At 24.6% G+C, this 21,503-nt stretch carries 20 protein-coding genes; 11 read left to right on the forward strand and 9 right to left on the reverse strand.

All coding sequences use genetic code 11. From position 1 onward, the window contains the following. Window positions 1-125 precede the first annotated feature (125 nt). Both ACA134_RS06405 and ACA134_RS06410 read right to left on the reverse strand, forming a co-directional pair. Window positions 126-2,075, reverse strand: a complete 1,950-nt coding sequence (locus ACA134_RS06405; protein WP_409199592.1) for a VaFE repeat-containing surface-anchored protein — start codon at window positions 2,073-2,075, stop codon at window positions 126-128. A gap of 400 nt (window positions 2,076-2,475) precedes the next feature. After that, window positions 2,476-2,931, reverse strand: a complete 456-nt coding sequence (locus ACA134_RS06410) for an HIT family protein (protein WP_409199593.1) — start codon at window positions 2,929-2,931, stop codon at window positions 2,476-2,478. A gap of 386 nt (window positions 2,932-3,317) precedes the next feature. On the opposite strand from ACA134_RS06410, the gene ACA134_RS06415 reads away from it, so the two are divergent. After that, a complete protein-coding gene (locus ACA134_RS06415; protein WP_409199594.1) occupies window positions 3,318-4,511 on the forward strand; it encodes a VaFE repeat-containing surface-anchored protein in 1,194 nt (397 codons plus the stop codon). 118 nt (window positions 4,512-4,629) lie between these two features. On the opposite strand, the gene ACA134_RS06420 is transcribed toward ACA134_RS06415, so the two are convergent. Beyond that, window positions 4,630-5,385 (reverse strand): SDR family NAD(P)-dependent oxidoreductase, encoded by a 756-nt coding sequence (locus ACA134_RS06420; RefSeq protein ID WP_409199595.1) that lies wholly within the window; start codon window positions 5,383-5,385, stop codon window positions 4,630-4,632. 235 nt (window positions 5,386-5,620) lie between these two features. On the opposite strand from ACA134_RS06420, the gene ACA134_RS06425 reads away from it, so the two are divergent. Continuing rightward, window positions 5,621-6,889: a uracil-xanthine permease family protein gene (locus tag ACA134_RS06425; RefSeq protein ID WP_409199596.1), complete on the forward strand. Its 1,269-nt coding sequence runs from the start codon at window positions 5,621-5,623 to the stop codon at window positions 6,887-6,889. Window positions 6,890-6,898: 9 nt separating this feature from the next. After that, window positions 6,899-7,597 carry a PAP2 family protein gene (locus tag ACA134_RS06430; RefSeq protein WP_409199597.1) on the forward strand — a complete coding sequence of 233 codons (699 nt, stop codon included), beginning with the start codon at window positions 6,899-6,901 and terminating at the stop codon, window positions 7,595-7,597. A gap of 2 nt (window positions 7,598-7,599) precedes the next feature. Here ACA134_RS06430 and tgt read toward each other — a convergent pair whose 3' ends face one another. The 4 genes from tgt to ACA134_RS06450 form a co-directional block, all read right to left on the reverse strand. Next, a complete protein-coding gene (gene tgt, locus ACA134_RS06435) occupies window positions 7,600-8,838 on the reverse strand; it encodes a tRNA guanosine(34) transglycosylase Tgt (protein ID WP_409199598.1) in 1,239 nt (412 codons plus the stop codon). Beyond that, window positions 8,819-9,487 (reverse strand): queuosine precursor transporter, encoded by a 669-nt coding sequence (locus tag ACA134_RS06440; RefSeq protein WP_409199599.1) that lies wholly within the window; start codon window positions 9,485-9,487, stop codon window positions 8,819-8,821. The genes tgt and ACA134_RS06440 overlap by 20 nt, the downstream gene beginning before the upstream one ends. Before the next feature lie 254 nt (window positions 9,488-9,741). Further along, window positions 9,742-10,434: a MarR family winged helix-turn-helix transcriptional regulator gene (locus ACA134_RS06445; RefSeq protein WP_409199600.1), complete on the reverse strand. Its 693-nt coding sequence runs from the start codon at window positions 10,432-10,434 to the stop codon at window positions 9,742-9,744. Between the two features lie 1,171 nt (window positions 10,435-11,605). Next, on the reverse strand, window positions 11,606-12,190 hold the full coding sequence (locus tag ACA134_RS06450) for a MarR family winged helix-turn-helix transcriptional regulator (protein WP_409199601.1): 585 nt from the start codon (window positions 12,188-12,190) through the stop codon (window positions 11,606-11,608). A gap of 379 nt (window positions 12,191-12,569) precedes the next feature. Here ACA134_RS06450 and ACA134_RS06455 point away from each other — a divergent pair, with 379 nt between their 5' ends. The 3 genes from ACA134_RS06455 to ACA134_RS06465 all read left to right on the forward strand — a co-directional run bounded on the left by ACA134_RS06455 (window position 12,570) and on the right by ACA134_RS06465 (window position 16,406). Next, window positions 12,570-13,859, forward strand: coding sequence for an ATP-binding protein (locus ACA134_RS06455; RefSeq protein ID WP_409199602.1), 1,290 nt, complete (start codon window positions 12,570-12,572; stop codon window positions 13,857-13,859). 68 nt (window positions 13,860-13,927) lie between these two features. Then, window positions 13,928-16,075 carry a Tex family protein gene (locus ACA134_RS06460; protein WP_409199603.1) on the forward strand — a complete coding sequence of 716 codons (2,148 nt, stop codon included), beginning with the start codon at window positions 13,928-13,930 and terminating at the stop codon, window positions 16,073-16,075. 13 nt (window positions 16,076-16,088) lie between these two features. Then, a complete protein-coding gene (locus ACA134_RS06465; RefSeq protein WP_409199604.1) occupies window positions 16,089-16,406 on the forward strand; it encodes a transcription factor S in 318 nt (105 codons plus the stop codon). Here ACA134_RS06465 and ACA134_RS06470 read toward each other — a convergent pair. Further along, window positions 16,403-16,777: a DUF2283 domain-containing protein gene (locus ACA134_RS06470; protein ID WP_409199605.1), complete on the reverse strand. Its 375-nt coding sequence runs from the start codon at window positions 16,775-16,777 to the stop codon at window positions 16,403-16,405. The genes ACA134_RS06465 and ACA134_RS06470 overlap by 4 nt on opposite strands. A gap of 710 nt (window positions 16,778-17,487) precedes the next feature. Here ACA134_RS06470 and ACA134_RS06475 point away from each other — a divergent pair. Further along, window positions 17,488-18,129 carry a 4Fe-4S cluster-binding domain-containing protein gene (locus tag ACA134_RS06475; protein WP_409199606.1) on the forward strand — a complete coding sequence of 214 codons (642 nt, stop codon included), beginning with the start codon at window positions 17,488-17,490 and terminating at the stop codon, window positions 18,127-18,129. A gap of 22 nt (window positions 18,130-18,151) precedes the next feature. Here the strand turns inward: ACA134_RS06475 and ACA134_RS06480 are convergent, their stop codons facing one another. Further along, window positions 18,152-18,634 carry a pyridoxamine 5'-phosphate oxidase family protein gene (locus ACA134_RS06480; protein ID WP_409199607.1) on the reverse strand — a complete coding sequence of 161 codons (483 nt, stop codon included), beginning with the start codon at window positions 18,632-18,634 and terminating at the stop codon, window positions 18,152-18,154. Between the two features lie 489 nt (window positions 18,635-19,123). On the opposite strand from ACA134_RS06480, the gene ACA134_RS06485 reads away from it, so the two are divergent. From ACA134_RS06485 to ACA134_RS06500, 4 genes are read left to right on the forward strand one after another with little or no spacing between them, the layout of a single operon-like run. After that, a complete protein-coding gene (locus ACA134_RS06485; protein ID WP_409199608.1) occupies window positions 19,124-20,017 on the forward strand; it encodes an ABC transporter ATP-binding protein in 894 nt (297 codons plus the stop codon). 9 nt (window positions 20,018-20,026) lie between these two features. Then, window positions 20,027-20,767: an ABC transporter permease gene (locus ACA134_RS06490; RefSeq protein ID WP_409199609.1), complete on the forward strand. Its 741-nt coding sequence runs from the start codon at window positions 20,027-20,029 to the stop codon at window positions 20,765-20,767. Window positions 20,768-20,805: 38 nt separating this feature from the next. Further along, window positions 20,806-21,084, forward strand: coding sequence for a winged helix-turn-helix domain-containing protein (locus tag ACA134_RS06495; protein WP_409199610.1), 279 nt, complete (start codon window positions 20,806-20,808; stop codon window positions 21,082-21,084). 11 nt (window positions 21,085-21,095) lie between these two features. After that, window positions 21,096-21,392 (forward strand): hypothetical protein, encoded by a 297-nt coding sequence (locus tag ACA134_RS06500; RefSeq protein WP_409199611.1) that lies wholly within the window; start codon window positions 21,096-21,098, stop codon window positions 21,390-21,392. The last annotated feature ends 111 nt before the right edge of the window (window positions 21,393-21,503 follow it).

The raw sequence follows: 21,503 nt of genomic DNA on the forward strand, positions 1-21,503 counted from the left end.
ATGAAATTTTCTTGAAGTTTTATAATTATTTCTAAATTTATTGAAATATAATTTATTTTAAATAATTAAATTAATTCTGTAAAAAAAAGAAAAAAGAGAATTTTAATTTAAATTCTCAATTAATATTATTTTTTCCTATAACCAAAGCATCCTATCATACTTAATAAAGCAAGTAATAATACAAAAATTGGATTAGCAGTACTTAACATTTTAGCACTACTAGTAAATGGATGCTCTGTATTATCATTTGGATAATTAGGTTCGTTTGGTACATTAGGTTGATCTGGTTCATCAGGCACTTCAGGTTCGTCTGGTTCATCAGGTTCGTCTGGTTCATCAGGTTCGTCTGGTTTATTTGGAGTGAAGACTATTGTTTGATCTATATCATTAATATCATCATGAGCAGCAATCATAACTCCATTATGATATAATTTTTCAAAAACAACAATTGTTTTTCCAGATAATAAATTAGCATCAAAGACAAACTCTAAACTAATAAGTCCATTAATAGATTGAGCAACAAATGTTCTTGTTGCTGTAACTGTTTTACCATTAATAAGTAATGGTTGATTAGTTGATTTATCCATTAAAATACCATTAAGAACATAAGTATTGCCAACTACTAAATTTGTGTATTTGACTGTATCTATAATAGTTACTGTACCATTAGCAACTATATTTTTTCCACCAGTTTCTTTATCATTAGCATTAGTACCAATGTCTGGAATTTTTTCAACTGGTTTTTCAGTTAAAACAATTGTTTGTTTTGGATCATTTAAATCAACATGTTCAGCAACAGCAGTACCATTATCATAAGTTAAATACTCAACTACAACAACAGAACTATTACCAAAACCAGTAGCATCAAAAACAAAAGTCAAATTAATAGAACCATCACTACTACCTGGAGAAAAAGTTTCAGAAGCAACAACTTTATTACCATTATGCATAACATTACTACCATTTTTATACATTAAAAAACCATTAATCACATAAAATTGACCAACAGTCAAATTCCAATAACTAACAGTATCAACAATAGTAACAACACCATCAGCAACAGCAAGACGGTCACCAGATCCTCCATTAATAGCACTAGTAGAAATACCAGGAACGCCACTAATAGGAACTTCTGTTAAAACAATTGTTTGTTTTGGATCATTTAAATCAGCATGTTCAGCAACAGCAGTACCATTATCATAAGTTAAATACTCAACTACAACAACAGAACTATTACCAAAACCAGTAGCATCAAAAACAAAAGTCAAATTAATAGAACCATCACTACTACCTGGAGAAAAAGTTTCAGAAGCAACAACTTTATTACCATTATGCATAACATTACTACCATTTTTATACATTAAAAAACCATTAATCACATAAAATTGACCAACAGTCAAATTCCAATAACTAACAGTATCAACAATAGTAACAACACCATCAGCAACAGCAAACCTATCTCCTGTAATATCATTTATTGCACTAGTAGCTATAGATGGTGTTCCAAATTCATTTTTAGTATATTTGAAAAAAACAATGTCTTGTTTATGATTAGATTCATTTAGGCTTTCACCAAAATAAAAAGTAAATTTAAATGTATTTCCATCAGAATCTGTATAAGTATTATTTACAACCCTATCAAGGTTATTAATCATGAACATTACATCTGTTTTAACTTCATCAGAAGATCCATCAAATTGAGTAGTGTGATTATTTAAAACCCAAACAGCTAATTGAAGATTAGTTGCTCTTACATTACCCATATCATCACGATGATATTTAGTAATTAAATTTTTTATGTCCTGACTTATTTGATTACTATTATCTTCAGATATTACATAAGGTTCATCTGAAAATCTACCTGGAGGAGTTTGATTTGCATGAAGACAATATCCTAAATATTGATCCCCATTACTATCGACAGCACCATATCCACTATTGAAACCTGGATTATAACCATCAACAGTCACATTAATATCTGCAGCAGTTGAAACATCAATTGTGCAGACACAACACATTAATATCATTAAAAAAGATATTAAAAATGCTTTAGATATATTTAAATTTTTTAACATATTATCACCTGTTAAAAAATTAATAAATTTCAAAACAACTGATATAACAGAAATAAAATGTGTTATAAAATAAATGTACCCAAATAAACTCTAAAGAATATTTAGACACTAGTTAATTTTTAGAAAATTATTTTGAAATTTATTAATTTTAAATCAATGCCAATAATAATTTATTGAACATTAAGGAAATTTTTCTTACAAATTACTTATTAATATTTCAAAATTATTAACTTTCAAATATCAACTCCATTATATAGTATATAATAAATAATATAAATATTTTTGGATTTTTGAATAAAATAAATAATTTAATAAAATTAATTAAATATTGTCAAAAAGTATATTTTTATTAAATTATTATAGCAGTTTTATTAAGTTTAATAATTTAACTTATAGGTTCTTAAAAATTTTCTCTTATTTTTTCAATAATTTTTCTTCTTAAATCATCTTCAAGTTTTTTTGAACTTGGGCGAGGAGCATATCCAAAATTTTCATCAATAAACTTTAAACCATTAAAGATTACAGGATTTTTATATCTTGGATGCATGTGCCAATGAACTTGAGGTTTAATATGAGTTTCATTATCTCTAAATGCTAAATTAGCTGCACACGCCCAATTAAATAATGTAACATCAAATGTATCCATAAATCCTAATTCAATAGTTTTAACAAGTTCATTAAATTCAATCCATTCTTTTTTTTTAAGATTACGAAGCCCAGTACAATCTCTTTTTAAAATTAAAACACATGTTCCTAAATATGTTTGATCTGGAGCTAAAAATAATCCCCAATAATCTGTGCTAAAAATTAAATCTCCATAAAAATTTGATTTTTCAATGTTTTTATTAATTTTCATATTATCCCTTAAAAATTTATAGTTAATATTATGTCATTAATAATTAAAAAATTTGTTTATTTTAATTTTTTACTTATTTTAAACATTTTAAAGTTTTTTTTTCCAGATTAATATTATATTTTTAAAAATAAATTTAATAAATTGTTGGTAAAATAATAAACTATTTATATTATTACAAACTAATATTTTACTAATACTATAAGGAGAGGATAGTTTAATGATATGTGAATTTTAAAAATATGGCAAATTAATAAAAAAAAAATTATTACGAAATATCAAATTTACATAACAAAAATTAAAAGTTTCAAGGGAGTGAAAACATTTTAATAAATTTAAAAACAAATAAAATATTATTAATATCTATTTTTGCAATAATATTATGCTGTATGTGTACTATTAATGTTTCAAATGCTGCAGATAATAATGTAACTATAGATGGATTTAATCCTGGTTTTAATAGTGGATATCATGCTAGTGATGATGATGGAAATCATTATGAAGGATATTGTCTAGAAGCAAATGAAACTCCACCAGGAAGATATTCTAATGAATCATATGTAATTTCTAAAGACAACAGTAATCAAATTTCTCAAGATATTAAAAAATTAATTACAAAATATCATCGCTCAGACATGAGCAATTGGCGAGCAGGTAATATCCAAATAGCTATTTGGGTTTTAAACGGCCATACCACACAATTTAATGGTTCATCTGATGCTGTTAAAAATGATGTAATGTTTATGATTAACAATCTTGATGATGTCGTGAATAATACTTATACAGATTCTAGTGGAACTAAATATACTTTTAACTTTTATTTAGGTCAAAGTCTAAATAAAACCCATACTAAACAAGATATAGTATTTTTTAACTATAATATCAATGAAACTGATATTCCAGGAACTAATGAAACAAATATCCCTGGAATTAGTACTAATGCAATAAATAATGGTACAGGTAATCGTTCTGCTATTTCAGAAGGAATAATTACAATAATTGATAATGTAAATTATTGGAATTTGACAGTTGGTCAAACCTATGTTGTAAATGGTTATTTGATGCATAAAAACGGCAGCTATGTATATTATAATGGTTCTAAAGTAAGTGCAACTAAAACTTTTACAGCAAACAGTACAAATGGTGTTGTTCAATTAGTGTTTGTATTTGATGCAAGTGAATTAGGTAATCAATCTATAGTTGTATTTGAATATTTAACTTATGAAAATGGAACTAGTGTTGCAAATCATACTGATTTAAATGATATTAACCAAACAATTGAATTTACAACAAAACCTGAAGAACCAGAACCTCCAATTGATCCAGAAAAACCAGAACCTCCAATAAATCCTGAAGAACCTGAAGAACCAACAAAACCTGAAGAACCAGAAACTCCAACTAATCCAGAAAAACCAGAACCTCCAATAAATCCTGAAGAACCAAAAGAAAATAATGTTTTAAAAGATTCTATTTCCAATAAAACAAATCATGAATCTAAAATGTTAAATACTGCTAATCCTATAGCTTTATTAGTATTAACTTTATTAACCATTGTTGGTCTTTTAAAACGTTCTAAAAAATAATTTAAAAAGAAGTTTAAACTTCTTTTCTTTTTTTACTTTTTAATTTAATTATATTTAAAAAAAACTATGAAATTTTCATTTTTTATATTAAAAAATTTCTAATTATAAAAAATAAAAATTAAATAGCTGTAATACCACCATCAACTACAACTATAGATCCAGTTGAATATGATGCTTCATCTGAAGCTAAATATATTAAAGCAGGAGCTAATTCTCCCTCACAACCAGAACAACCTATAGGACATATTGATTTAACCATTTCTTTAAATGGTTCAGCATCAATTAAGTGTTCTGTAGCTTCTGATGCAAAAAATCCTGGAGCTATTGCATTGACAGTTATATTATATTTTGCAAGTTCTGCTGCAAGAGCACGAGTAAAATTAACTACTCCTCCTTTACTAGCATGGTATGCAATTCCACCAGTTTCACTACCAATTAAACCATACATTGAAGCAATATTGATAATACGACCATATTTATTATCAGCCATTACTTTTCCAAATTCTCTCGATACAACAAATACGCCTTTTAAATTAAGGGCCATTTCTTTATCCCATTGTTCATCAGTGGTTTCAAAAATATGAGTTTCCCCACCCGCACCAGCATTGTTAACTAAAATATCAACTTTTCCAAATTCATCAACACTTTCTTTAACTGCATCTTTTACTTGTTCTGTATCAGTTACATCACATTTGACAGTTAAGCATTTAGATCCCATAGCTTTAATTTCTTCAGCAACAGTTTCTAATTTTTCTTTTCTACGAGCAAGAAGTACTAAGTCTGCTCCTTGACCTGCTAAAGCTTTTGCAAATTGAACACCAATACCTGAAGATGCACCAGTTACAACAGCTACTCTACCTGTTAAATCAAACATTTTTCATCACCTATAAAATCCCCTAAATAATATTCAATTTGTAGAGGATAATAATATATAAACGCTTAGTTATTATTAATCTTTCTATTTACTCATAGAAAAAATTATTACTATGATTTTTATGAATATTAATAAATTTCTTAAATTCAATCATATTAAAAAATAATAGCTAAAAATTGAATAAATTTAAAATAAATAGAAAAATATTAATGCTTTATTTAACATATAATCAAGTATGAATTTTAAGTATAATGTTGAAGACATACCTCCAAAAATGGAAATGCTTTTATACGGAATTCAATGGTTTGCAATTACTTTACCAATCATATTAGTTATTGGAAATGTTATAGGAAATATTTTCCCAAGTACTAATACAGTAAGCTATATTCAAAGTCTTTTTATAATGATTGGAATTGCATTGTTACTACAAATAAAATTTGGACACAAACTTCCAACGATATTAGGTCCTGCAACAGTGCTACTTATAGCAGTTCTTGGGACAATGGATCAAGGAATAGCTTCAATAAATTCCTCGGTAATTATTGGTGGGGCTTTTTTAGCTATTATTGCTTTTAGTGGTGCTTTAAAATATTTTGCAAAACTTTTTACAACAAAAGTCATAATAGTTATACTTCTTTTAATAGCTTTTACATTAACACCAACGATATTAGATTTAATAATTACAAATAATGGAGTATCATCTTCTTTAAATTTCATATTTCTTCTAGTAAGTTTATTTATAATATTCATATGCCATAAACATTTGAAAGGTCTTTGGAATGCAATTATTTCATTATTTATAATAATTATAGGAACGATAGCTTATTATTTAATATTTACGCCTTCATTTAGTGGAAATTTTAATTTAAGTGCAATAGCTCTTCCAGCTATTAAATTACAATTAACAATTCCCGATATAGGAACTGTTTTAGCATTTTTAATCTGTTTTTTAGCATTATCTATTAATGATATTGGATCTATTCAAGCTACAAGTTCAATTACGAAAATAGATAATAAAGAAAAGAGAATTAAAAAAGGTGTTGGGATAACAGGAATAATGAATATCTTCTCAGGAATTATAGGTGTTATTGGTCCTGTAAATTATTCTATGACTCCAGGTGTAATAGCTGCAACAAAATCTGCATCTAGATATCCATTATATGTTACAGCAGCTATTTTAATAGTTCTTGCTTTCTCACCAATATTAATAGCTATAATAAGTGCAGTGCCTTCACCAGTAATTGCAGTAGTTTTAATTTATATTATGACTGCTCAAATTGGAGCATCTTTAATGATGGCAAAAGAAAATAATTCATTTAAAAATATGGATGATGGAATAATAGTCGGATTACCTATTCTTATGGCTACACTTATTGCATTTTTACCTGAAACACTACTTGCAGAGCTACCATTACTTCTTAGGCCAATACTTGGAAATTCTTTTGTAATGGGAGTAATGATTGTTTTATTATTAGAACATTTAATTTTTAAAAGTAAAAATTGAGAGTTTATTATGAATCATGAAATAAGCTATAATAGAGAGTTATTTGCAAAAATAATATCTAGAATATTTGAAGCACCTTTTATAGCTATACCTGTATTTTTAATTTTAAATATTTTACTAAATAACAATAATTTTTTAAATTCAGAAATAATTTGTTTATTGTTTGGAACAATTATTCCCATGCTTTTAATTTTAATTTGGAGTAAAATAAAAAAAGTCGATAAAGATTATACAATTAAAGAGCATAGAAATATTCCTTTACTTATTATATCAATTATATATTTTATTGGAGCTATTATATTATGGTTATTATCTATAAATCCAATTATTATATCTTTAATGTTTTGTTATGGTTTAAATACTTTAATTGTCTTTTTTATAAATTTAAAATGGAAAATTAGTGTTCATTCCATGGGAATTGCAGGACCTATAACTGCATTAATGTTTGTAAATCCCTTATTTTTTATTTTAGGATTTATTACACCTATAATTATGTGGAGCAGATTAATTTTAAAAAAACATACATTAACTCAAGTTTTAGCAGGTTCAATATTAGGTTATCTTTTAACTTATGTGCAAATTTATTATTTAACACAAGCTATGAATTATACTCTTAGTGTAAATTTGTATATGGTTTTAATTTTAATCTTATTTTTAATCTTATTCTCTTTAATCATAGCTAAAACATTGTTTTCTAGTAAAAATTAAATTTAATAATATCTTTTTAACCATTTATCTCTAAAATTAAAAAAGTTTCCATTAATTATAGCTTCACGAATTTTTTCTGTGAGTTTTACAATAAAATAAACATTATGAGCAGTTATAAGCTCTAATGCAAGTTGTTTATCTTTTAAAATCTGTTCGGGGCTTTTCAATTCATTTTCATTTTTTAATAATTTACGAATATCGCTTCTTGAATATCCTGATTTACAAGTTGGACATTCACATTCATCAAATAATGGAGAATGGTCATCTCTAAACCTTGCATTTCTAATATTAATGTCTCCATCAAGTGTGTAGATTTTTCCATGTCTTGCCTCACGAGTTGGTGCAACACAGTCAAATGTATCACATCCATTTTCTACACCTGCAAAAATATCATCTGGTTTTGAAAGGCCTAATAAATGTCTAGGTTTTGATTCTGGTAAAATACTATTACACCAAAATAAGATATTTGGTAATTGTTCCTTTTCAAATGCTCCACCTAAACCATATCCATCAAAATCCATAGCACCTAATATGTGAGATGTTTCTTCCCTTAGATCTTGATAATGAGCACCTTGTAAAACTCCATAAAGTGCTTGATATGGTTTATCAGGATTTTCATTAGTTAATTTTTGATGTTCATCTAAACACCTTATTGCCCATTTATGAGTACGTTCAAGAGCCTTTTCATTATATTCTTTATTATCTCCAATACTTGTAAGCTCATCAAAGGCCATCATAATATCAGCACCTATTTTATGTTGAAATTGTATAGAATATTCAGGAGTTATAAGTTTTTCTGTGTCATTTTCATTCATTTTAAAATATACGCCTTCATCTGTTACTCTAGCTAATCGTTTTTTATTTTCTGTTTTAAATTGTTCACGTGCAATATCTCTTTTATTCATTGAAACAACTTTTCCAAGACCACTACCAAAAGACATGATTTGAAAACCGCCACTATCAGTAATTGTTGGACAATTATAACCTGAATATGTATATAAACCACCTGATGTTTCTACTTTATCTGAAATTTTGGATAAATGAAATCCATTACTAATCATAGCTTGAATACCAATTTCATGAAATTTATCAGTCGATAAAAATCTTACATCACCATAAGTACCTACAACTGTAAATGTTGGTGTTTTAATATCTCCATGAGGAGTGTGAATGATTCCAGCTCTTCCTAATGCATCTGGAATTTTAGTATCAATTTCAAAACTAAATTGATTCTGTTTCATTTTCCACCATCCTTTTACATAAACTTATAGCACCATATGTTACAGGTAAAAGTATCGTTTCACCGATGATTTTTGAAAAGTATGCAATAATAAGTAATCCTATAAATTGTGTATCAGTTATTGTACCAATAAATGCAATTGTTGTAAAAATCACTGTATCTACTAAGTCTCCGACTAAACTAGAACCAATTGCTCGTTGCCATAGATGTTTGCCTTTTGTAATTTCTTTAATTTTAACAAATACATATGCATTTAATATTTGACCACAAACAAAAGCAGTTAAGCTACCTATAACAATTCTAGGCATAAAACCAATGATTGATTCATATGCAGATTGATTATCCCATCCAGGACCAGGAGGCAATATTTGAACAATAAATAATGCTAGAACAGCTATTATATTCATTGAAAATGAGATCCATATAACTTTTTTAGCTTTTTTATAACCAAAAATCTCTACAATTACATCTCCTAAAATGTATGATAAAGGAAATAATATTGCACCACCATCCCAAACTAGACCAGTTCCAAAAAAATCAAACATTTTAGTACTAGCTAGATTACTAACAATTAAAACTGTAGCTGATAGTGCTGTTAAAATTGCAAATAGTTCTGTTTTAGAGAGTTTTAGTTTATCTTTAAAATACAATGATATCTTTCCTATTATGTAAATAAATTATAATAATATTAATTCTATTTATTATAGATTTTAATATTTTTCTTAGAAGTAAAATATATAATTTAATAATCAAGAATATAATTTTAATAGGAAATTGGTAAAAACAATAACAAAATTTTAATATTTATTTTAATAAATTAAGCAGTTAATCATAGTTTACAGTCTTATTTTTTAAAATTTTTGTAAACTTAAAAAAAATAAAGAATTTAAAAGATTTATTTTAATTAATCATCCTTACATGAGTGTTTAAAATCACCATGCATATGATGAAATTTGCCTCCACCTCTACACATTTTATCAAACATTTTCATTTTATGAAAATGGTCTAAATTGCGAAAATCAGGTGCTCCTCTAAACCTATTATCTGAATAAAAGCTATCTTGATCACCATCAAATATTTTATCAAAGATATCTCTTTTATGTCCTCTTCTATGGCCTTTTATATTATTTTCTTGATTTGTTTTAAGACAACTAATAGATAAATCTTTTAATATATTCATAACATCTTCTTTATTACTTGTTTCAAGATTGTTATATATCATTTCTTCCCATTCATTTTCTATGGTTTCAAGTTTACTAGCTAAGTCTTTTCCTTTACTAGTTAAAGTTATATAATATTCAGCTTCATCATTAGAATCTTCATCAATTTTTCTTTCAATTAATTCCATATCATATAGTTTTTTTATTTTCATAGCCATATGCATTTTATTATGATGGAATTTTTTAATTAAATCTTTTTGATAAATTTTTTCTTTGCTATTTAATTTTAATATAAATGGAATTTGTCTAGGACTAATATCTAAATTTTTAACTTTTTGAGCAATATATAATTTATGTGTTTTATGAATAACACCAATTAAATTTCTCATTGAAGAATCATCAGACCTAATTTTATCAATTTTTTCATTATAATTCATTATGACACCTCTATTTTTAAAATATAATTGATTTTTCAAAACTTAAAATCAACTATATAATATATTGATTTTAATATTATATAAATGTTTCACTATGAAACAATAACATGATGAAATAATTATATTATGAAATGATTAGAAATTTAAAAATTAAACATAATTAAAAAACCTGTAATTAATAGTATTCATTAATTAAAATTCTTTATTTCATATTTTAAGAAAATAATGAATATTAACTCTTGAAACTCTAAAAATAAGATGTAAATATCATTCAAGTGAAAAATTCCAAATAATATTTTGGTTTACATTATATTAAGTCATTACCAATTAGAAAAAACAGTTCATTGCTAGATATACAGAAAATCTTTTTAATCTATATTTTAGATTGTATTATTTACTTTTGTTTGTTTTATTGTTCTCAGTTAAAAGAAAGTATTTATATATTATATTTAACATAATATAATCAAAGATTTATTTATCTTATTTGGAATTAAACTAATTAAATTAGTATTATTTAAATTATTAATTTTACTTTGATAATACTAATTATCTTATTAGTTATTTAAACTGTACTTTTTTGACATAATATTTTTCATACATTAACTTATAATTACTTTTTAGAACAATATTTATTTTCCATGAAAATAATTTTGTATTAGTAATATTGTTTTATAATTGTTATTTTTATCTAAAAAGAAAGAAAATCTTTTTAAATTAGATTTTAAATAATATTATTAGTGTAATTTTAATGAATTTGTTTTAAAAGAATAATTTAATTCCAAAAAGATATTTAAGTCTTTGACTTATTTATCTAATAAGATTAGGAGGTGATATCTATGTTTTTAAAGCTAATAAATAATATTTTAATATTATTATATCATATAATAGGTATCATAATTATTCTCCTTTATTTTGTAGAATAAATAAGATTTTAAGAGATTCCTGAGTTTTATTATTTTTACTCTAATAAATAAGAAATTACATTATCTCTTTTCACATATATTTGGATTTTCTACCGTACTTTCTTAAAAACTCTTAGAATTATCTAAAAATGTATTTATTTTTTGTCTAACCCCAACAATATTCTTTGCTTTTCTATTTCTGTAAAAATGTTGTAATTGATACAAAAACTATATTTTTAACTGGAATTCAAACATTTAGCATTCTCCAATTATTTTTTATATGGTTTACTCTTACAATGAGGAGATCCAAATGGATGTTTTCCAAAAGACCCTCTAAAAGGATGAGGCATATGTCCATGCTCTTTAAAATTAATTTTTTCATCTTTAATTACATCAAAAGAACCTTTAGCCAAAATTCTAAGAACATTCATGAAATTTTCTTTTTCATCATCACTTAAATCAAGATTCAAATGTTCATAAACCATAGCTTCCCATTCTTGATCAATATTTTTCACTTTAGATGCAATATCTTGTCCTTTTTTAGTTAAACAAACTTCATATTTTCTTCGATTATTTTCAGCTACCTTTCTTTGAATTAAACCATTATCATCTAATTTTCTAAGAGCTTTTGCAACAGTTCCATGACTTAAAAATAAATTTTTAGCTAATTCATCCTGAGAGGTATTTTTTCCATTTTCTAGCTGTAATAAAAAAGAAATTTGACCTGGAGTGATATTTAATTGTGAAACATTATGAATTAAATAATGCCTATAAGAATTATTCATTACAGATATTAATTCTGGCATTGATAAATTATTAAAATCTTCTTCTTTAAATTTTTGGTTTAAATACAATTATATCATCTCTAAGCTTTTTAATCGATATTATCTTATTATATTGTTTTATATCATCTCATAAAATATATAAATGTTTCCATGTGAAACAATTGAAAATTTCTTTATTTTTTCTATGTTCTTATTATATGAATATGATTTTATGATTTTTAAAAATTTATAATGGCCTATTTAAACTTTAAAGTATTCTAATTCAATATATTGGAGATATTATGAATTTTTTAAATATTTATTATTACAAAATACTTAAATAAAATACAACAAAATACTTAAATAAAATACAACAAAATACTTAAATAAAATACAACAAAATACTTAAATAAAATACAACAAAATACTTAAATTCAAACTTTATAGAATATATTATATTGGTTATTATATGACAAATAAATACTTAAAACGTATCATTGATGATATATTAAAAAAACATTTAGAAATGATTGGTGCAGTTGTTATTGTAGGTCCAAAATGGTGTGGTAAAACAACAACAGCTGAAAAACATGCAAAAAGCGTATTAAAATTACAAGATCCAGATAATAGAAAATCTTATTTAGAATTAGCTGAAATTAAACCATCACTACTTTTAGAAGGTGAAAAACCAAGACTAATTGATGAATGGCAAATGGCACCAGCATTATGGGATGCTGTTAGAACTAGTGTTGATGATTTAAATGAAGATGGATTATACATTTTAACAGGTTCAACTTCAGTAAATGAAGAAGAAATAATGCATTCAGGTACGGGTCGATTTAGTAAATTAATTATGAGGCCTATGAGTTTATTTGAAAGTAAAGAATCAAATGGGAAAATAAGTATTATTGATTTATTTGATTCTCCAGATTTAAATATTGATGGCATTAAGTCTAAATTATCTATTGAAAATTTAATTTTTGCTGCTTGTCGTGGTGGTTGGCCAGAAAGTTTAAATAAAAAAACTAAAGAAGCACAATTATTTGTTGCATCTAATTATATAAACAATATTTGCGAAATTGATGCATCTACAGTTGATGGAGTTAAAAGAGATCCTAAAAGAGTTAAAACTGTTTTACAATCGTATGCAAGAAATATATCAACACTCGCATCTAATAATACAATATTAAAAGATATAAAATCTAATTTTCCAAATATTAGTGAACCTACATATTATTCATATATTGATGCATTAACTAGATTATTTGTTATAGATAATATTGATGGGTGGAATCCCAATATAAGATCTGCTACATCTATTAGATCTGGTGTAAAAAGAGAATTTATAGATCCTTCAATTGCAGTAGCTTTATTAGGTTTATCTCCTGAAAAATTAATATATGATTTAAATACATTTGGTTTTATATTTGAAAATTTATGTATAAGAGATTTAAGTGTTTATTCTAGCTCAATTAATGGAAAAATATCATATTATAGAGATAGAGTTGGTCTTGAAGTAGATTGTGTGTTACAGTTAGAAGATGGAAGATATGGGCTTATTGAATTTAAATTAGGTAGTAGTGAGATTGAAAAAGCTGCAGAAAACTTATTGAAACTTGATAATTTAATAAAGACAAAGATAACTGAAAATAAAGTAAATATAAAAAAACCTAGTTTTTTAGCTATTGTCACTGGCGGACAATTTGCATATACAAGACCAGATGGTATTAAAATATTACCTATTGCTTGTTTAAAATAAATAAAAGGTTTAAATATCTTAATTTCAATAAAAATAATAATATAATTATTTTAAAATGGATTGTTTTAATGATAGCTCAAACACTTAAAAAAGAATTAAACATAGCTGATTGGCAAGTAAATAAAGTTATAAATTTAATAGATGAAGGTAACACTATTCCTTTTATTGCAAGGTATAGAAAAGATGTTACAGGTTCTCTAAACGATGAAATTCTTAGAAAATTTGATGATAGATTAAAAACTTTAAGAAATCTTGAAGAGAAAAAAGAAAAAGTTTTAAAAGCTATTGAAGAACAAGGAAAGCTAACAGATGATTTAAAAAATAAAATTTTAAATTCTAAAACACTTGTTGAACTTGAAGATTTATATAGGCCTTATAAAAGTAAAAAAAGTACAAGGGCAACAATAGCTAAAGAAAAAGGTTTGGAGCCATTAGCAAAAATCATTTTAGAGCAAAATATTAACAATCCATTAAATGAAATAGCTCAAAAATACATTAATGATGATGTTGAAACAGTTGATGAAGCTATAAATGGTGCAAAAGATATAATAGCTGAGATTATATCAGATAATTCTGATTTTAGAGCAAAAATAAGAAAAAATACTTATTTTAATGGAAATATTAAAACTAAAGCTAAAGATGCTGAATCTAAATCAGAATTTGAGCTATATTATAATTATGAAGAAAAGTTATCTAAGATTCCTCCTCATAGAATTTTAGCTATTAATAGAGGAGAATCTGAAAAGGTTTTAAGTGGAAAAATAGATCAAGAAAAAGAAGACATTATAATCTATTTAAAAAGACATGTTTTAAAAAATAAATCTAATAATCCTAAAAAAATAGAGTATAATCCTTATACAACACAAACAATTGAAGAAGCTATTGAAGATTCTTATAAACGTCTCATATTTCCTGCAATTGAGAGGGAACTTAGAAATTGTTTAACTGATAAGGCCGAGGAAAAATCAATTGAAGTATTTAAAAAAAATCTTGAACAATTACTTATGGAAAGGCCTATAACTGGCAAAACTATACTTGGATGGGATCCTGCATTTAGAACTGGTTGTAAATTAGCTGTTATTGATTCAAATGGAAAAGTATTAGATACTTCTTTAATATTTCCTACTGAACCTCAAAATAAAGTTGTTGAATCCAAAAAAATTGTTAATGATTTAATTAAAAAGTATGATATTGATATAATAGCTATTGGAAATGGTACTGCATCAAGAGAATCTGAAAAGGTTGTTGCAGAAATTATAAAAGGTACTAATGTAGAATATATAATTGTTAATGAAGCTGGAGCTTCTGTTTATTCTGCAAGTAAATTAGCCAGTGCAGAATTTCCAGAATTTAATGAAGGTGAACGAAGTGCTATTTCAATTGCAAGACGATTACAAGATCCTCTTGCAGAACTTGTTAAAATTGATCCGAAATCTATTGGTGTTGGCCAATATCAACATGATATGAATCAAAAAAGATTAAATGAATCTTTAACAAGCATTATTGAAAAGGTTGTAAATGAAGTAGGTGTTGATTTAAATACTGCATCAAGTTCTCTTTTAAATTACATATCTGGAATTTCAAAAACAGTTTCCAAAAACATAGTTGAATATAGAGAAGAAAATGGAGCTTTTAATAATAGAAAAGAGCTATTAGAAGTTAAAAAGTTAGGAAACAAAACTTTTGAGCAATGTGCAGGATTTATTAAGGTTCCTCACAGTGATAATCCATTAGATAATACTACAATACATCCTGAATCATATAAAGCTTGTTCTAAATTTTTAAGACAGCTAAATTATGATTTAGATGATATTAAAGAAAAGAACTTGAACTTAGATAATATAAATTATAAAAAATTATCTGAGAATTTAGATATAGGCCTTATTACTTTAGAAGATATTGTAAAAGAACTTAAAAAACCAGGAAGAGATCCAAGAGAAGATCTTCAAAAACCAGTTTTAAGAAAAAATATTTTAGAAATTGAAAATCTTGAAGAAGATATGGTCTTAGAAGGAACAGTTCGAAATATTGTTGATTTTGGAGCATTTGTAGATATTGGAGTTCATCAAGATGGTCTTGTTCATATATCACAACTTATTGAGAATAAATATGTTAAACATCCATTAGATATTGTAAGTGTTGGAGATATTGTTACAGTTAAAGTAGTAGAAGTTGATGTAGCTCGCAGACGAATCTCACTTACTATGATTCTTTAATAAGGTGTGTTAAATGGAATTTTGTGAAAATTGTGGTAAAGTATTAATTCCTAAAAATAACAAAGTTAAATGTTCTTGTGGATATGAAAAAAAGTTATCTAGCGAAGATATTGAAACACAATATACATTTAAAGGCGAAGCTATACCTGAAAATGAAGTTATTGTTAAAACAGATAATAATGTAACATTACCTACTAAAAAAATTACTTGTTATAAATGTGGTGGGAAAAAAGGTTATTGGTGGACAGTTCAAACTAGATCTGCAGATGAGGCTCCAACATATTTTATAAGATGTGCTAAATGTGGAAACACATGGAGACAGTCAAATTAAACAGTAGCAAGTTCTTCATTCATAACAGGTGCATTAATATCATTTAAAGTCAAATAGTTTACTGTACTTGTTTTTTTATTATTATGCTTTTGATATATAATTTTTAAGTCTAAGGAAATATTAGTAGATGTAATTTCAATATTCATATTAATTTGTCTGCGATTAGACAAATATTGTTTTTCTTGAATACCAAAAACTTTAGAAGCATCTAACACTTCAAGAGCAACAGGAACTCCATTATCATCAAAATCAAGAATAATTCCTTCGCTTAATTCAACAGATTCTTTGTAATTATAATTATTCACTACTTTAATACCTAAAATATCAAAGTGATAATCATACATTGATTTTACTTTAATTTTTTGGTTCATATTCTCTAATTCTCCTACTTTTTTTAAAGGTATAAAATGTGATAACAAAAATTTCTTCATTATCATTTATTTCTATTAATAATATATAAATCTATATTACTATTGTTTTTTTCGGGAAAAAATAGTTTGAATCTATTTTCTCCAGTTTTACTAATGCTTAAAGGAGTTTTATTTAAAATACATTCTTCTATATAATTTAAATCATAATTTATATATTTAGAACGATCAAACCAATTATCTAAAACATGAATAATAATCTCTACATTATCACATTTTTTTAATATTTTCCAACATTGATCTAAGTCATAATCAAAAATAATAACACCTTTAGCAGTTTAATATTAATAATTTTTATAAATATTAATTATATTATTTTATGTTATTTTAAATATATATAGTTAATTAAACCTATAGTTAGTTTAAAACAATTTTATTAATGTAATACAATATTTATATTATTTAAATATAATTTTAAGTAAAATAAACAATAATTATTTATTTTAAATAAAAAATATGTTAATAGTAAAATTTATATATAACGAACAACATAATAATAGTGTATATATAATCAATACAAACATAAGACTTTCTTTTATTGATGATGTAAATCACAGTTTTTTTTAATTTTTTTAATTTTATGTTTAAGATTATACAAAAATATATTGATTCTGCTTTAATTTGCATATTAAAGTAAAAAGGAGAATTTAAAAATGAATTTTAATTATTATGATAACTTATATATTAATGAAGATGCAAAAAAACTAGCTAAAGTTAATAATAGTGGAGGAGAATTTATAGATAATGTTTATATGTGGCATGTATCAAAAATAGATGATCCTCCATATACTAGCTTAGCAATCTTTTTTAATTTCTGTACTCTTGATTGTCCAACTTGTTGTAATCGTTTATTATTATCTGGAAGTGGAGGTTCAACTCCATTTTATTTAGGAGACATAGATAAATATAAAGATAAAGTTGATAGTGTAACTGTTGTAGGAGGAGAACCATTTGCTCAAGATTTAACCAATATTGGTAATATTTTACAGCGTGCAAAAGATCTTGGCCTTCGAACTAATGCTCTTACAAATGGCCTACATCTATGGGAAGATGATGTTCGTAAATTATGGCCATACATTGATCATATTAATCTACATGTAACAGAAGAATTTATGGCACTAGGATTATATGAAAAAGTTGATGAATTGCCATTTGATGTAGATTATAATGTAATTTGGCATCCTAATAATATGCCATTTGTTCTAGATTGTATGGGCTTATTAGAAGATGAAAAATTCCATATTAAAAAAGATTTTATGTATGGTGGGCAAAAATTTATTCCTACTAAAATTTAATCTTTTTATTTTTCATAAAATTTCAAGTTTTAAAAGATTTTCCATTAATAGAATTAATTTTTAACTTTAATACTGTAGTATTTTTAAGAATACTTTCATCAAAATCTAAAAAAGTATAATTAACATCTGAATATTTATTCATAATATGTTTTAAACCAGTAATTTTATCATTATGATTTAATATTTCAATTATACCATTACCTGCAACACTTTCAAATTCTGTAGTTGATTTACATGGATTTTCTTTAATAATTAATTTTGTAGAGCAATACATTTCAAAAGCAACTTTATTATTATCATTAATTAATTCTATTTTTTTACCAATATTTGATCCATGAAAATATAAAAAGAGCTCTTTGTTTTTAAAGTCATATTTAAAGCCAAAATTTAAAGGAATTATATAAGGATATTCTTTATCAAAAAAAGCAAGATTACATACATCACATTTTTTAATTATATTAATAATTTCATTAATATCTTTGATTTGTTTATCTTTTCGCCTCATATTATCATATTAAAAATTCAGTGAAATTCTATTATTTAATTTATAAATCTATATCAACTAGTTTATATATTCTATTTAAATCTTAAAATATGATTAAAATGAATCGAACTTCTTTTAAAATAATAAAATATTTAATAAATATGTTTTTAATTATAGCTAATATTAATAATATTAGTAGAATAAAATATTCTAAATTAAGAAATAGTTTGAATTTAAAAAAAAGTTGATTAATAACTTTTATAATTAATTTTCTCATATCTAAATAATCTTAAAACGTTTTGTAAAACTAAAATTATATTAAAATAATTTAAAATTTTTCTTTATTTAATTTCTAATGAATTTGGGTATAAATTGGTAAAAACTTTGGAGAAAACTGGAAAAATCTTTTTATAAACTAATGTTTAATATTTTAACTGTTAAGTGAAAATTAATTATTTAAAATAGTTTCATTTAATAATTTATTGAAATAAAATAAAAAGATGTGATAAATTGGAGTATGCTATTGAATGTGAAAATCTTACAAAAACATACAGGAATTTAAAGGCAGTAGATAACTTGAATCTAAAAATACCAAAAGGTAAGGTTTATGGTTTTTTAGGTAGAAATGGTTCAGGAAAAACTACAACAATTAGAATGATTATGAATATAATAAAAGCTGATTCAGGAACTGTGAAAATTAATGGTAAAGAAATAAGTAGAAATAATACAGAATATTTATCTGAAATGGGAGCTATAATTGAAAATCCAGGTTTTTATAGTAATCTTTCAGCATATGAAAATCTAGAAATAACTTGTGAACTATTTAATTCAAATAAAAAAGAAATTGAAAAATCATTGAAAGTTGTAGGATTAGATAATATTGATAATAGAAGTACTGGTAAATTTTCTTTGGGTATGAAGCAACGTTTAGGAATAGCTAATGCTTTAATACATTCTCCCAATATTTTAATTCTTGATGAACCTACAAATGGATTAGACCCTTTAGGAATTATTGAAATGAGAAAATTAATTAGAAAATTATCAGAAAACTATAAAATTACAATAATGGTTTCAAGCCATTTACTCAGTGAAATACAGCTAATTGCAGATTACGTAGGAATAATAGATAAAGGAAAGTTAATTAAAGAAGGAAATATAAGGTCCATAAATGCTAATGAACAAAATTTTTTGATTTTAGAAATTAATGATAATAAAAAAGCTCAAAATATATTAAATGAACTAAAATTTAAATATACTATAGAAAATGGTATTTTTAAGGTTTTTTGTGACTTAGAAGATAATCCCATTATTAATGAACATTTAGTGAATAATGGTTTAAAAGTTTATAGCTTAAATTCTCATTTAAAAACATTAGAAGAGCGATTTTTAGGATATACAAACTAAGGTGTTAATATGTTTAATTTATTAAAAACTGAAACTATGAAATTTAAAAATACATATATTACAACACTTGGTCTTTTAGGTATGATTTCACCAGTTATTATAATAGCTATTGGAACTTTTATAGTTAGAGGAGATTTAATTGCTCAAGATATTTATAATTGGCATTCATATTTTGGTCGTATAATTTCATTTTTCATGATGCTTATTGGACCATTAATCAGTTCATTTTTAGCTATAAACTCCATTTATTATGAATATAAATCTCATACTTTCGAAAATATTTTAAATTCACCAAATTCGAGATTTAAAATTATTATATCAAAAATACTATATGTATCTGCATTAATTTTAGTATTATATTTTTGTGTTGCAATAACCAATGTAATATGTGCTTATTTACTTGGATTTCCCATTATTACGAGTGAATTAACTGAATATACTGCTTATATAATGTTAGCTGGCATTACAAACATTGTAATTATTCCATTTGTAATGTTATTAACATTAATATTTAAAGATTTTGTTGGTCCAATGATAATAGCTGTTGCAGGAATAATTCCAAATTTAGCTGCATTTCATTGGGATAAAGTTTATTTATCTCCATTTGCTGTTCCAGAGGTGATTGTCTTACAAATTGCAGGAGTTTTACCAGAGATAAATTTAGCATATCCTATAATATCAATATTATCATATTTTACAATATTTTTAATTGGATTAATATTATATTTTAAATCATCAACTCAATATTAAAATATTATAAATATGATAAGTAATATTTGAGGATAAAAATGAAAAGAACTTTATGGTATCTAATTGCAGGAACACGAGGAGGAGTAAATAGAGCTAAAATAATTAATTTACTTCATGAAAGACCTTATAATCCTAACCAAATTTCTAAAAAATTAAAATTAGATTATAAAACAATTAGTCATCATTTAAAAGTTCTTGAAAATAATGAAATCATCACATCAGGCAATGAAAAATATGGAGCTCTATATTTTTTAACTGATAAAATGGAAAAAAATTTTGATGAATTTCTAAGAATTTGGGATAAAATAATAAAATAGGTGATAATTTGGTGGCTACAGAACTAATGGAAGTATGGTCATTTAATATTGCATCAGTTATAGGGCTTATAAATATAGGATTATTAATAGCTCTTAGTTATGTATATTATGATAATTATAAAAAAATAAAATCAGAGTTTAATTTAGGACTTTTAATATTTTCAAGTTTTTTGCTTTTACAAAGTATTTTCTTAACATTAAGCTCAGTATTTCATGGAGGATTTGGTTCAGGAACTGGAGTTTTATTAATCATTAACAATATCATACTAGCTATTTCTTTAAGTATTTTACTAAAAATAAGTTGGTAAAACTTATTTTTTATCTTTTTTAAGTAAAATATCTACTAATTTTTATTTAATATATTTTTCATTTAAAAAATTAATAATATCTTTCATCCATTCACAATTTAAACCAATAAT

The organism is Methanobrevibacter sp. DSM 116169 (assembly GCF_046197865.1).
Lineage (GTDB): Archaea > Methanobacteriota > Methanobacteria > Methanobacteriales > Methanobacteriaceae > JAHKLT01.

Bases quoted from the DNA above. Each gene is read 5' to 3' on its own strand.
- ACA134_RS06405 (WP_409199592.1), bottom strand. From the start codon at position 2,075: ATGTTAAAAAATTTAAATATATCTAAAGCATTTTTAATATCTTTTTTA.
- ACA134_RS06410 (WP_409199593.1), bottom strand. From the start codon at position 2,931: ATGAAAATTAATAAAAACATTGAAAAATCAAATTTTTATGGAGATTTA.
- ACA134_RS06415 (WP_409199594.1), top strand. From the start codon at position 3,318: ATGTGTACTATTAATGTTTCAAATGCTGCAGATAATAATGTAACTATA.
- ACA134_RS06420 (WP_409199595.1), bottom strand. From the start codon at position 5,385: ATGTTTGATTTAACAGGTAGAGTAGCTGTTGTAACTGGTGCATCTTCA.
- ACA134_RS06425 (WP_409199596.1), top strand. From the start codon at position 5,621: ATGAATTTTAAGTATAATGTTGAAGACATACCTCCAAAAATGGAAATG.
- ACA134_RS06430 (WP_409199597.1), top strand. From the start codon at position 6,899: ATGAATCATGAAATAAGCTATAATAGAGAGTTATTTGCAAAAATAATA.
- tgt (WP_409199598.1), bottom strand. From the start codon at position 8,838: ATGAAACAGAATCAATTTAGTTTTGAAATTGATACTAAAATTCCAGAT.
- ACA134_RS06445 (WP_409199600.1), bottom strand. From the start codon at position 10,434: ATGAATTATAATGAAAAAATTGATAAAATTAGGTCTGATGATTCTTCA.
- ACA134_RS06455 (WP_409199602.1), top strand. From the start codon at position 12,570: ATGACAAATAAATACTTAAAACGTATCATTGATGATATATTAAAAAAA.
- ACA134_RS06460 (WP_409199603.1), top strand. From the start codon at position 13,928: ATGATAGCTCAAACACTTAAAAAAGAATTAAACATAGCTGATTGGCAA.
- ACA134_RS06465 (WP_409199604.1), top strand. From the start codon at position 16,089: ATGGAATTTTGTGAAAATTGTGGTAAAGTATTAATTCCTAAAAATAAC.
- ACA134_RS06470 (WP_409199605.1), bottom strand. From the start codon at position 16,777: ATGAACCAAAAAATTAAAGTAAAATCAATGTATGATTATCACTTTGAT.
- ACA134_RS06475 (WP_409199606.1), top strand. From the start codon at position 17,488: ATGAATTTTAATTATTATGATAACTTATATATTAATGAAGATGCAAAA.
- ACA134_RS06480 (WP_409199607.1), bottom strand. From the start codon at position 18,634: ATGAGGCGAAAAGATAAACAAATCAAAGATATTAATGAAATTATTAAT.
- ACA134_RS06490 (WP_409199609.1), top strand. From the start codon at position 20,027: ATGTTTAATTTATTAAAAACTGAAACTATGAAATTTAAAAATACATAT.
- ACA134_RS06495 (WP_409199610.1), top strand. From the start codon at position 20,806: ATGAAAAGAACTTTATGGTATCTAATTGCAGGAACACGAGGAGGAGTA.